At 65.0% G+C, this 12513-nt stretch carries 10 protein-coding genes; 1 reads left to right on the plus strand and 9 read right to left on the minus strand.

Features of this window, described 5'->3' with window-relative positions:
* Positions 1-168: 168 nt before the first annotated feature.
* The 6 genes from mgtA to urtA form a co-directional block, all read right to left on the minus strand.
* Positions 169-3717 carry a magnesium-translocating P-type ATPase gene (gene mgtA, locus PSEST_RS02760; protein WP_015275552.1) on the minus strand — a complete coding sequence of 1183 codons (3549 nt, stop codon included), beginning with the start codon at positions 3715-3717 and terminating at the stop codon, positions 169-171.
* Between the two features lie 105 nt (positions 3718-3822).
* Positions 3823-4521 carry an urea ABC transporter ATP-binding subunit UrtE gene (urtE, locus tag PSEST_RS02765; RefSeq protein WP_015275553.1) on the minus strand — a complete coding sequence of 233 codons (699 nt, stop codon included), beginning with the start codon at positions 4519-4521 and terminating at the stop codon, positions 3823-3825.
* A 166-nt stretch (positions 4522-4687) separates the two neighbouring features.
* Positions 4688-5539, minus strand: coding sequence for an urea ABC transporter ATP-binding protein UrtD (urtD, locus tag PSEST_RS02770; RefSeq protein ID WP_015275554.1), 852 nt, complete (start codon positions 5537-5539; stop codon positions 4688-4690).
* Positions 5539-6615 (minus strand): urea ABC transporter permease subunit UrtC, encoded by a 1077-nt coding sequence (gene urtC, locus PSEST_RS02775; RefSeq protein ID WP_015275555.1) that lies wholly within the window; start codon positions 6613-6615, stop codon positions 5539-5541. The genes urtD and urtC overlap by 1 nt, the downstream gene beginning before the upstream one ends.
* Complete coding sequence (gene urtB, locus PSEST_RS02780) at positions 6612-8183, minus strand: urea ABC transporter permease subunit UrtB (protein ID WP_015275556.1); 1572 nt, start codon at positions 8181-8183, stop codon at positions 6612-6614. The genes urtC and urtB overlap by 4 nt, the downstream gene beginning before the upstream one ends.
* Before the next feature lie 158 nt (positions 8184-8341).
* Positions 8342-9610, minus strand: a complete 1269-nt coding sequence (urtA, locus tag PSEST_RS02785; protein WP_015275557.1) for an urea ABC transporter substrate-binding protein — start codon at positions 9608-9610, stop codon at positions 8342-8344.
* Between the two features lie 319 nt (positions 9611-9929).
* On the opposite strand from urtA, the gene PSEST_RS02790 reads away from it, so the two are divergent.
* On the plus strand, positions 9930-10559 hold the full coding sequence (locus PSEST_RS02790) for a pseudouridine synthase (RefSeq protein ID WP_015275558.1): 630 nt from the start codon (positions 9930-9932) through the stop codon (positions 10557-10559).
* Between the two features lie 21 nt (positions 10560-10580).
* Here PSEST_RS02790 and PSEST_RS02795 read toward each other — a convergent pair whose 3' ends face one another.
* From PSEST_RS02795 to PSEST_RS02805, 3 genes are all read right to left on the minus strand, one after another.
* A complete protein-coding gene (locus PSEST_RS02795; protein WP_003298283.1) occupies positions 10581-10799 on the minus strand; it encodes a DUF2788 domain-containing protein in 219 nt (72 codons plus the stop codon).
* Between the two features lie 174 nt (positions 10800-10973).
* Positions 10974-11366, minus strand: coding sequence for a globin (locus tag PSEST_RS02800; RefSeq protein WP_015275559.1), 393 nt, complete (start codon positions 11364-11366; stop codon positions 10974-10976).
* 160 nt (positions 11367-11526) lie between these two features.
* The gene (locus PSEST_RS02805; RefSeq protein WP_015275560.1) at positions 11527-12006 is read right to left on the minus strand and encodes an Lrp/AsnC family transcriptional regulator; all 480 of its coding nucleotides are present in this window, start codon (positions 12004-12006) and stop codon (positions 11527-11529) included.
* Between the last annotated feature and the right edge of the window lie 507 nt (positions 12007-12513).

The following is a 12513-nucleotide window of genomic DNA, read 5'->3' on the forward strand; positions in this document are numbered from 1 at the left end:
AATAGTCGTGCCTCTACCCGGCGCGATGCGCAGCTTCGGGGCGTGCAGCCGAAGTGCTGGTGTAAGCAGGCTGGTTTCGATGATGGAAACGTCAAGCCGCTGCACCGTTTAGGTGCGAAGCGAGGGCTCGCAATATGCGGCGCTCGCAAATGGTGCATTTCGGTCGCGTCAGGGCTGGCGGGCTGCGCTGAGCCGGGCGAAAAAACGTTGTTTGGCCCATTCCGAGCAAGCTGCATAGAGCAGCGTGATCAGCAGTACCGCGCCCAGAACCGCTGCCGGCAGCGGCTGCAAGGCGAACCAGGCGCCTACGGGCGTGTAGGGCAGCAGGACAGCAAGCAGCCCGACACCGATCGCGCTTGCCAGCAGGAAGCGACCGGGACGGCTGCGGTAAAACGGCTTGTGCGTGCGCACCACGAAAATGATCGCCAGTTCGGTGATCAGCGATTCGACGAACCAGCCGCTGCGAAAAAGCTCTGGCTGCTCGCCGACCAGGTAGAGCAGCACGCCGAAGGTCAGCAGGTCGAAGGCTGAGCTGATCAGGCCGAAAGTGATCATGAAGCGCCTGACCTCACCGATGTCCCAGCGATGCGGCGTACGCGACCAGTCGGCGTCGACGCGGTCGCTGGCGATGCCGATGGCCGGAATGTCGGAGAGAAAGTTGTTGAGCAGGATCTGCTTGGCCAGCAGCGGTAGAAACGGCAGGAAGAACGAGGCTACGGCCATGCTGATCATGTTGCCGAAGTTGGCGCTGGTGGTGAGAAAGATGTACTTGAGGGTATTGGCGAAGGTACGCCGGCCTTCGTCGATGCCCTCGCGCACCAGGCCCAGCTCGTGGCGCAGCAGGACGAAGTCGGCCGCCTCCTTGGCCACGTCCACCGCGTTGTCCACCGAGATGCCGACGTCCGCGGTGTGCAGCGCCGGTGCATCGTTGATGCCGTCGCCGAGAAAGCCCACCACGTGGCCGGTCTTCTGCAGCGCGCGGATGATGCGTTCCTTCTGGTTGGGATCGACTTCGGCGAACAGGCTGATACGAGGCGCCAGGTTGATCAGCGCCTCGTCGCGCATCTGGCCAAGCTCGGCGCCGGTGATGATCTGCTCGACCGGAATGCCGACGCTCTCGGCAACATGCCGGGCGACCAGGCGGTTATCGCCGGTGATGACCTTCACGGTCACGCCCAGTTCGTGCAGGGCGCTCAGCTCCTCGCGCACGCCGGGTTCGGGCGGGTCGAAGAACAGCAGAAAGCCGGCGAAGGTCAGTTCCTGTTCGTCCTCGGCGCTGCAGCCGTCGTGATCGAGAAAGCGGTAGGCAATGCCGAGTACCCGATAACCGGCCGCGCTCCAGGCGGCGAAGCGGGCGTTCAGCGCCTCGCGCCGGGCCGCGGTGAGCGGCAGCAAAGCATCGCCCTGCTGCACGGACGCCGATACGTGCAGCACATTGTCCAGTGCGCCCTTGCAGATCAGTCGCGGCGTAGGCTGGTCTGCCTCACGCAGCAGCACGCTCAGGCGCTTGCGGACGAAGTCGTAGGGAATCTCGTCGAGCTTTTCGGCGCCTGGCATGGCTGGCTCCTGGTCGCGAGCGTAATCGCCGATCGCCTCGTCCAGCGGATTGCGCAGACCTGTCTGCAGCGAGGCGTTGAGCCAGGCTAGGCGCAATACCGTCCGGCTGGGCTGACCATCGACATCCAGCGCACCGTCGAGCGCGACCACGCCGCGGGTCAGGGTGCCGGTTTTGTCGGTGCACAGGGTGTCCATCGCGCCGAGGTTCTCGATGGCATTGAGATGACGCACGATCACGCCGCGCGCAGCCATCCGCCGCGCACCGGCCGATAGCGTGGCACTGAGGATCGCCGGCAACAGTTCCGGCGACAGCCCGACGGCCAGGGCGATGGCGAACATCAGGGTTTCCAGCGGCGGACGCTCGAGAAACAGGTTGAGGCCCAGCACGGCGGTCACCATGACCAGCATGACGCGCAATAGCAGCCCGCCGAAATGGCGCAGGCCGCGCTTGAATTCGGTTTCCGGCGGCCGCAGCACCAGCGACCGTTCGATATGGCCGAGCTCGGTCTGCACGCCGCAGTTCACGGCCAGCAAGCGAGCTGTGCCGCTGCGCAGCGAGGTGCCGCGGAACAAGCAGTTGTCGCGCTGCGCGAGGCCTGCGTCAGGCGCAACCTGGCCGGCCTCCTTGTGAACCGGGAAGGTTTCGCCGGTCAGCAGCGCCTGATTGACGAAACAGTCGCGGGCGTCAACCAGCCGACCGTCCGCGGGGATCAGGCTGCCGGCCGAGAGCTCGACGATATCGCCGGGTACCACGTCGCTGGCAGGGATGCTCTGGATGCGGCCGTCGCGCCAGACATCGGCGCGACTGGCCACCTGTCCGCGCAGGCGATCGATCGCGCGGTTGGAGCGGACTTCATGCGCGCAGCCCACCAGCGCGCTGGCCAGCACGATGGCCAGGACGATCAGGGCGTCCAGCCAGTCGTGCACCACTAAGGCCACCGCCGCGCCAATCAGCAGGATCAGCACCAGCGGGCTGGACAGCTGGCGCCCCAGTGAGGCGACGACCATTCCCGCCAGATGGGGGCGGTGGGCTCGCAGCACAGACGGTTGGCGCGCTGCGGCTTCGTCGCTGCGCAAGCCGCCAGGGGCCGCCTGCAGCCGGCCATAAAGCTGATCCAGTGGCTCGCTCCAGAACGCCATGGACGGCGTTTCGCGGGAACCCTCGGACTGGCTGCGCAACGCCGAACGGGAAAGCCAGAAACCGGGCAGCATCGGCAGCCAGAAGCTCAGCGCACGGAACAGCAGGGTTGCCGACAGGCCTGCGGCCAGCGGCACGCCGGCCCAACTGAGGGTCGTTACCGCCGCTGCCTCGAACGCGCCGAGCCCGCCCGGCACGATGCCGATGCTGCGCAGCACGCTGGCGAGCATGAAACTGGCGAAGATACCGGCGAAGGGGGCGGCATGGCCGATGGCGTAGAGCAGGACCCACATGGTCAGCGCATCGAGCAGGACGATAGCCAGCGAATAGCCGGTCGCCCGCACCAGCAGCGCGGGGCTTCGTGTCAGGCGCGGCTCGGCAGCAAACACCATCGCCAGGAGTCGCTGCATCCAGCGAACGTTCTGCATTCGGCTGGCCAGGCGGCTCTGCGGCAACCCGGCGATCAGTGGCGCGGCGACGGCCATCAGACCGCAGAACAGCATGAAGGCGGCACTGGTTGCGATCACCGCGAGGCCGCCATGCCCGCTGCCGATGGCGATAACCAGCGCTGCACCGAGCGCCAGCAGATAAGCCGCGAAGTAGGCCGAGACGCTGATGATGAAGCAGCTCGAAACCTGCGACAGACCAATGCCGCGCCGCTGCAGCAAGGCGACAACGGTCACTGCGCCGCTGAACCCCGACGAGGGTAACGCCTGGTCGACGAACAGTTTGGCCAGGCTGAGCTTCGTCGCATCCCATAGTGGCAGCGCCGCGCCCGAGGCCTTCAGCACTATGCGGTAGAGCTGACCCTGCGCGATGTAAGTCAACCCCTGCAAGGCAATGGCCAGCAGCAGCCAGCCCGGCTCGGCCTGGCTGAGAAGCAGCTCGAAATGGCTGGCATCGGACAGCTGCAGCACACCGGCCACCAGCGCGCCGAGCACGGCCGCGCCCAGCAGCCAGGAGAACCAGACCAGCTGTCTGGCGTGCGCGCTCGAGCTGGTGGAACCGAGTACATCGTGCATGCGGTGCATCCGATGAAGGAGATCAACAGCTTTCGATACTCGTCCTGCGAACGCGACGCGGCATTGACGCCGGTCAGCCAGGCTTCGCGGGCCGCTGCAGCAAGGCTAGATCGCTACCAGGCGTTGTACACCGTCGGCGGCCATGTTTTCGCCGCGCCCTTGCTGAATGATCTCGCCGCGGCTCATCACCAGGTACTGGTCGGCCAGCTCGGCGGCGAAGTCGTAGAACTGCTCCACCAAGAGGATCGCCATGTCGCCGCGGGCGGCGAGTTTCCTGATCACCGCGCCGATCTCCTTGATCACCGAGGGCTGGATGCCTTCGGTGGGTTCGTCGAGGATCAGCAGGCGCGGCTTGCTCGCCAGCGCGCGGCCGATGGCCAGTTGCTGTTGCTGACCGCCGGAGAGGTCGCCGCCGCGGCGGTGCTTCATTTCCTTGAGCACCGGGAACAGCTCGTAGATGAACTCGGGTACTTCCTTGGCTTCCCTGGCGCTGAAGCGGGACAGGCCCATCAGCAGGTTTTCCTCGACGGTCAGACGGCCAAAGATCTCCCGCCCCTGCGGCACGTAGGCGATGCCCGCGTGCACGCGCTGGTGCGGTTTGAAACCGGTGATCGGCTTGCCCTCCCAGTTCACCGCGCCTTCCTTGGCCGGGATCAGGCCCATCAGGCATTTGAGCAGGGTGGTCTTGCCGACGCCGTTGCGGCCGAGCAGGCAGGTGACTTCGCCAACCTTCGCCTCGAATGAGAGGCCGCGCAGGATATGGCTGCCGCCGTAGTACTGATGCAGTTGCTGGACTTGCAGCATGTGCGACTCCTTCACTTGGTGGACAAGCCTCTGGCGTTATCTACCCTACGATTAGGTTTGTGATGATGCGGGCATGGGCGTTCGGCGGACGTAGGGTGGATGACGCTTTACCCATCCACCGTGGAGGTCCTCGGTGAATGGCGCCAGTCATCTCCCTGTGAGCGGCTTACCGCCCCAGATACACCTCGATCACCCGCTCATCCGCCTGCACCTGTTGCAGCGAACCCTCGGCCAGCACCTGGCCCTGGTGCAGCACGGTGACGTGGTCGGCGATGGTCTCGACGAAGCCCATGTCGTGCTCGACCACCATCAGCGAATGCTTGCGCGCCAGCGACTTGAACAGCTCGGCGGTGAACTCGGTTTCGGCATCGGTCATGCCGGCCACCGGCTCGTCGAGCAGCAACAGTTGCGGCGACTGCATCAGCAGCATGCCGATCTCGAGGAACTGCTTCTGCCCGTGGGACAACAGCCCGGCCGGGCGATGGCGTGACTGGCCGAGGCGGATGGTTTCCAGCACTTCGTCGATGCGGTCTTTTTGCTCGCCAGAGAGTTTGGCTCTCAAACTCGCCCACACCGACTTGTCGGTCTTCTGCGCCAGCTCGAGGTTCTCGAACACGCTGAGCGCTTCGAACACCGTGGGCTTCTGGAATTTGCGGCCGATGCCGGCCTGGGCGATGTCCACCTCGCTCATGCGCGTCAGGTCCAGGGTTTCGCCGAACCAGGCGCTGCCGCTGGTGGGGCGCGTCTTGCCGGTGATGACGTCCATCATGGTGGTCTTGCCGGCGCCGTTGGGGCCGATGATGCAGCGCAGCTCGCCGACGCCGATGTACAGGCTAAGGTCTGTCAGCGCCTTGAAGCCGTCGAAGCTGACGTTGATGTCTTCCAGGCTGAGGATGGTGCCGTGGCGCACGTCCAGGCCTTTCTCGGCCACTCGGCCAAGGCCGATGGCATCGCGGGTCAGGCCGCCGCCGGTAGGGTCGAAGCCGTCGATGACGGCGCTGCAAGGTACGGTTTTCATCATTCGCCCCTCCGCTTGATAAGGCCGATGACGCCCTTGGGCAGGTACAGGGTGACGATGATGAACAGCGCGCCGAGGGCGAACAGCCAGTATTCGGGGAAGGCCACGGTGAACCAGCTCTTCATGCCGTTGACGATGCCGGCGCCGAGCAGCGGGCCGATCAGCGTGCCGCGTCCACCGAGGGCAACCCAGACAGCAGCCTCGATGGATTGCGTCGGCGCCATTTCGCTGGGGTTGATGATCCCCACCTGCGGCACGTAGAGCGCACCGGCCAGGCCGCAGAGCACCGCGGACAGCGTCCAGATGAACAGCTTGTAGCCGCGCGGATCGTAGCCGCAGAACATCAGCCGGTTCTCCGCATCGCGCAGGGCGGTGAGCACCCGGCCGAACTTGCTGCGTGCCAGGCGGAAGCCCAGATAGAGGCTGCCGACAAGCAGGAGGACCGTGGCGAAGAACAGCGTGGCGCGGGTCGCCGGCGCCGAGATCGAGAAACCGAGGATGGTCTTGAAATCGGTGAAGCCGTTGTTGCCGCCAAAGCCGGTCTCGTTGCGGAAGAACAGCAGCATGCCGGCGAAGGTCAGCGCCTGGGTCATGATCGAGAAGTACACGCCCTTGATCCGCGAGCGGAAGGCGAAGAAGCCGAAGACGAAGGCCAGCACGCCGGGCACCAGCACCACCAGGCACATCGCCCAGAGAAAGCTCGAGGTGCCGTACCAGTACCAGGGCAGCTCGTTCCAGGCGAGAAAGCTCATGAACGCCGGCAGGCCGTCACCGGCGCTCTGCCGCATCAGGTACATGCCCATGGCGTAACCGCCGAGGGCGAAGAACAGGCCGTGGCCGAGGGACAGCAGCCCCGCGTAACCCCAGACCAGATCCAGCGCCAGGGCGACGATGGCGTAGCAGAGGATCTTGCCCACCAGGGTCAGGGTGTAGGCCGAAACGTGCAGGGCATGCTCGGCCGGCAGCAGGTGCAGCAGCGGCATGGCCAGCAACACGACCAAAGCGATACCGAGCGCGACGGCGGTGAGTTTTGGCCCGGCTTTCTGCGCGGCGGTGAGGGTAAGTGGCTGGTTCAATCGATGACCCTCCCCTTGAGAGCGAAGAGTCCCTGCGGACGCTTCTGGATGAAGAGGATGATCAGCGCAAGGATGAGGATCTTGCCCAGCACGGCGCCGATCTGCGGTTCGAGGATCTTGTTGGCGATGCCCAGGCCGAAGGCGGCGAAGATGCTGCCGGCCAGCTGGCCGACACCGCCGAGCACCACCACCAGGAAGGAGTCGATGATGTAGCTCTGGCCGAGGTCCGGGCCGACGTTGCCGATCTGGCTCAGCGCCACGCCGCCGAGGCCGGCAATGCCGGACCCAAGCCCGAAGGCCAGCATGTCGATGCGCCCGGTGGGCACGCCGCAGCAGGCGGCCATGTTGCGGTTCTGCGTTACCGCGCGCACGTTCAGGCCCAGCCGCGTCTTGTTCAGCAGCAGCCAGGTCAGCAGCACCACGAACAGCGCGAAGCCGATGATCACCATGCGGTTGTACGGCAGCACCAGGTTCGGCAGCACCTGCAGGCCACCGGACAGCCAGGCCGGGTTGGCGACCTCGACGTTCTGCGCGCCGAACAGCACCCGCACCAGCTGGATCAGGATCAGGCTGATGCCCCAGGTCGCCAGCAGGGTTTCCAGCGGGCGGCCGTAGAGGTGGCGAATCACCGTGCGCTCCAGCGCCATGCCGATCGCGGCGGTGACGAAGAAGGCCACCGGCAACGCCACCAGCGGGTAGAAGGCGAGGGCTTCAGGCGCGAGCCGCGCCATCAGCACCTGCACCATGTAGGTGGTGTAGGCGCCGAGCATCAGCATCTCGCCGTGGGCCATGTTGATCACCCCGAGCAGGCCAAAGGTGATTGCCAGACCAAGCGCGGCGAGCAGCAGGATCGAGCCCAGCGACAGACCGCTGAAGGCCTGGCCGAGCAGTTCGCCGATCAGCAGTTTGCGTTTGACCTGGGCCAAACTGGTCTCGGCGGCCTTGCGTACGGCGGCGTCGGTTTCCGCTTCATCGGCCAGCAGGTTTTCCAGGCGCACCCGCGCCAGTGGTGCGCCGGTTTCGCCGAGCAGGCGCACGGCGGCGAGGCGCACGGCCGGGTCGCTCGCGGTCAGCTGCAGGTTGGCTAGCGCCAGGGTGAGTGCCTCACGCGCGGCCGGGTCGTCTTCGGCTTCGAGGCGCTGTTGCAGGAGTGGGAGCTGTTCCGGTTGACCGCTACGCTGCAGGAGCTTGGCGGCGCCGAGGCGTTGTGACGGGTCTTCGGAGAACAGCTGGTGGCTGGCCAGAGCGGTGTTGAGCAGACCGCGCAGGCGGTTGTTCAGGCGCAGCTTCTTCGGCGTGCCGACAGGTTCGGCGTCGCTTTCGAGGGCGCGGTAGGTGTCGCCGTCCTCGACGAAGGGCGTCTTGTTCTGGTCGATGGCCACGCGGTTGGCGCGCAGCGCTTCGATCAGTGGCAGGCGCTCGGGAACCGGCGCGATGGCCCAGTCTTCCAACAGCCTGGCCTGTTTGGCTGGACTGGCTTTGGCGTAATCGGCCGCGTCTCCGGCCTGGGCCGCCCAGGGAAGGGCGAGCAGGAGCAGCAGCAATAATCGGTGCAGGGCAGTGTTCATTCGTGTTTTCCCCAGGGACCCCGGAGCTCTCTTGATGGAGCTTGTGGGCGTCGATAGGTGGAGAGAAAGGAGTCGACTCCGCGTCCCGATCCACCCTACGGACCCGCTTCGGTTGACGGTGGATGGCGCATATCCATCCACCGCAACGAAAACAGCGCTTAGTTCGACTTCACCGCGTAATCCGGCTTCTTGTCGTTGCCCGGGATATACGGGCTCCACGGCTGGGCGCGGACCGGGCTTTCGGTTTCCCAGACCACCGAGAACTGACCGTCCTCCTGGACTTCACCGATCATCACCGGCTTGTGCAGGTGGTGGTTCTTTTCGTCCATGGTCAGGGTGTAGCCGCTCGGTGCCTGGAAGGTCTGTCCGGCGAGGGCATCGCGTACCTTGCCGACGTCGGTGGTGCCGGCCTTCTCGACCGCCTGCGCCCACATGTGGATGCCGACGTAGGTGGCTTCCATCGGGTCGTTGGTCACGGCCTTGTCGGCGCCCGGCAGGTTCTTGGCCTTGGCGTAGGCCTTCCACTTGCTGACGAAAGCTTCGTTGACCGGATTCTCCACCGACTGGAAGTAGTTCCAGGCGGCCAGGTGGCCAACCAGCGGCTTGGTGTCGATGCCGCGCAGCTCTTCCTCGCCGACCGAGAAGGCGACGACCGGAACGTCAGTGGCGTCCAGGCCCTGGTTGGCCAGTTCCTTGTAGAAGGGCACGTTGGAGTCGCCGTTGATGGTCGACACCACCGCGGTCTTGCCGCCAGCGGAGAACTTCTTGATGTTGGCGACGATGGTCTGGTAATCGCTGTGGCCGAACGGCGTGTAGACCTCTTCGATGCTGGACTCCGGTACGCCCTTGCTGATCAGGAAGGCGCGCAGGATCTTGTTGGTGGTGCGCGGGTAGACGTAGTCGGTGCCGAGCAGGAAGAAGCGCTCGGCGCTGCCGCCGTCTTCGCTCATCAGGTACTCGACGGCCGGGATGGCCTGCTGGTTTGGCGCGGCGCCGGTGTAGAAGACGTTCGGCGACAGTTCCTCGCCCTCGTACTGCACCGGGTAGAACAGCAGGCCGTCGAGCTCTTCATAGACCGGCAATACCGATTTGCGCGAAACGGACGTCCAGCAGCCGAAGGTCACCGCAACCTTGTCCTGGGTCAGCAGCTGCCGGCCTTTCTCGGCGAACAGCGGCCAGTTGGACGCCGGGTCGACCACCACGGGCTCGAGCTGCTTGCCGAGCACGCCGCCCTTGGCGTTGATCTCGTCGATGGTCATCAGTGCCATGTCTTTAAGCGACGTTTCGGAGATGGCCATGGTGCCGGACAGCGAATGCAGAATGCCGACCTTGATGGTCTCGGCAGCCTGCAGGGTGAACGGGAACAGACCGCTGAGCATCAGGGCACTGGCGGCGAGGGTGGACTTCAACAGGGGACGGCGTTTCATTGTGGGCGGCTCCTTGGCTGTCCGTGCGCAACTGTGGGTTGGTCCTTGGGGACTGGGAGGCCTATCGCAGCATCCGTGCCAATTTCGCTGGAGCCCTTTGCGTGCGCGGCTTTGCTGGCAGTACGGCCGATGCGCCTTGGCGGGGCGCTGCGCTGGCGCAGTGCGAAAACGGGGCGGCCTGCACGTGATGGGGCAGCGCGTTGCACGCTTGTGGTGCGAAACATCCGCCGCCGATTGTTGTGATTACGTGGGTGACGGTGGGCGGCTTGCGGGCCTCATCGCTGCGCCCTAGCATGGCCGGCCTGTTCTGGGAGCTTTCATGCCGCGCATTTCTCGTCCCCACCCACCGCGCGCCGCCGCGGCGCGTACACCATCCCGGCGAGTCGCCAAGGCACCGCCGGCCGAGCCGCGCTTGCTACTGCTGAACAAGCCCTTCGACGTGCTCACCCAATTCAACGATGCCGATGGCCGCGCCACGCTGAAGGACTTCGTCGACGTGCCCGGCGTCTACCCGGCAGGGCGCCTCGATCGTGACAGCGAAGGCCTGCTGCTCTTGACCAACGACGGCCAGTTGCAGGCGCGTATCGCCGACCCCAAGCACAAGCTGCCCAAGACCTACTGGGTCCAGGTGGAAGGCGAGGTCAGCGCCGAGCAGCTGCAGCGCCTGCGTGATGGTGTCGAGCTCAATGACGGCATGACCCTGCCCGCCGAAGCGCGGCAGCTGGAAGAGCCCGAGCTATGGCCGCGCAACCCGCCGGTGCGTTTTCGCAAGAGCGTGCCGACCAGCTGGCTGGAACTGGTGATTCGTGAAGGGCGTAACCGGCAGGTCAGGCGCATGACCGCGGCGGTCGGGCTGCCGACGTTGCGCCTGGTGCGCGTGCGCATCGGCCCATGGACACTGGGCGGCCTGCAGCCGGGCGAGTGGCGGGAAGTGCCGGCGCAGCTGTAGCGCGCCGGCCGGTGCATCAACTCAGTGCGGGATGCCCTGAGTGACTTCGATGACGTAACCGATGACCGGCTTGGCGAGAAAGGCGAACAGACACAGGCCGAGACCGAGAAACAGGATGGCGGTGCCGAGGCGGCCGGCCTTCGACTTCTTGGCCAGGTCCCAGATGATGAACGCCATGAAGGCCATCAGCCCACCGACGAGCACGATCATCATCCACTTTTCGAAAACTTCGGGCTCCACAGGGATCTCCTGACTGACTTCGACGAATGCGCCCGTGGCAGGCCGGGCGCGAAAGCGCGGCAGTATACGCCGGCAGCAAGCGGCGCGTGTGCCACCGCTGGTTGGACGGCGGTGCTCGGAAAGCGTTCGTATCGAGCCGACCGGGTGCTGCTGCGACGAAATGCCTCACCTGCGTCAGTAGCCCGCCTTGATCACGTCGATGCCCTTGTTCAGCACGGCGCGCCACGCCTGCAGGTCCTGCGCTTGCAGCTCGTCGTCATGCTGGCTGATGGTCTTCAGTAGCGCCGCGATCCACAGGTCATAGAGTTCCGGGTGGATATTCAAACGCTCGCGTGAGTGACTCTGGCCCAGTGCGCGGAGCTTGGTGTCCGGCATGCCGCGGGCGAACAGCACCAGGTTGAGGATGCCGGCGCGCAGCAGCTGCTTCTGCGCCGTCATATCGGTGCGGACGAATTTTTCCCTGATCGCCGGCGAACTGGCGAGGAAGGCAACGTAGAAGTCGTCGAAGAAGCTGGAGCTCGCGCAGCAGCGGCCATAGCTCTGCATGACGCGATTGGTGTCTTTCATGGGGCATTTCCTTTGCAACGAAGGCTTGCGTGGCGACGCCTGCGTGGGGCGACGCGCTTGCGACCGGCTACCTGCGGTGGTCCACAGCGGCGCGGAATGAAGGGCGCGGATTATAGGCAGTAACCCTGCGAAAAGTAGGGTGCAGGTTGTGCGCTGTGTCTCAGCTGCGCAAATGCTCCAGCGGCAGCTCGGTACTCGACGCCACCTGGCGCAGGACGAAGCTGGAACGCACGCTGGAGACGCCTTCGATGCGCGTCAGGGTGCCGAGCAGAAACTGCTGGTAGTGCTCCATATCGGGTACCACGACCTTGAGCTGGTAGTCCGCATCCATGCCGGTGACCAGGCTGCATTCGAGCACCTCCGGGCATTTGCCGATGATCCCCTCGAAGTGCTCAAAGCGTTCCGGTGTGTGGCGGTCCATGCCGATCAGGACGTAGGCGGTCAGCGTCAGGCCGAGCTTCTTGCGGTCGAGCAGGGCGACCTGGCGGGCGATATAACCGTCATCTTCGAGTTGCTTGACGCGGCGGGAGCAGGGCGAGGGCGACAGACCGATGCGTTCGGCCAGTTCCTGATTGGAGATGCGGGCATCGTGCTGCAATTCGGCGAGGATGCGCAGGTCGTAACGGTCGAGTTTGCTCATCTTCCGACTCTTGCGGGTTATGGTTGCGCTGGATGATGGATTAATAGCTTGCAGTTGCGCAAGTGGTGCTTATTTGAGCAATCTTCGCAATCCTGTGCTGGAGTCGGCAGCGTAAGCTTTATCTCAACTTCAGCCCCCGGCAGAAACGGACACGGCACAGGATCCCCGCCGTGACCACCGAAGGCCTTACCAAGGTCGACGGTCCGGGCCCCCGGTGCTCACGAGGCGCCGCGCGAAGCAGCCGTTACCATCGGCCAGACGAATCGAAGAGACTACGCCCAGGCGTGGTCTTTTTCGTTTTGGGCGTTGTGGTGGTTTGGGTGTCGAGCCAAAGCCGGTTGTCGAGTTGGCTGATGGCTTGGTTTCGCCCTGCTGGGCGAGTTCCTTTTGGCCGTAGCCCGGATGGCCGGCCCCGCCAAACGGAACCAAAAAGTCTTGCCCTACACTGAAGGCGCGTTTGGCGTTGCCCGATCGCCCTAGGGCGAAACGAAGCCATCAGACAGCGCC

This window comes from Stutzerimonas stutzeri RCH2, from assembly GCF_000327065.1.
Taxonomy (GTDB): domain Bacteria; phylum Pseudomonadota; class Gammaproteobacteria; order Pseudomonadales; family Pseudomonadaceae; genus Stutzerimonas; species Stutzerimonas stutzeri_AE.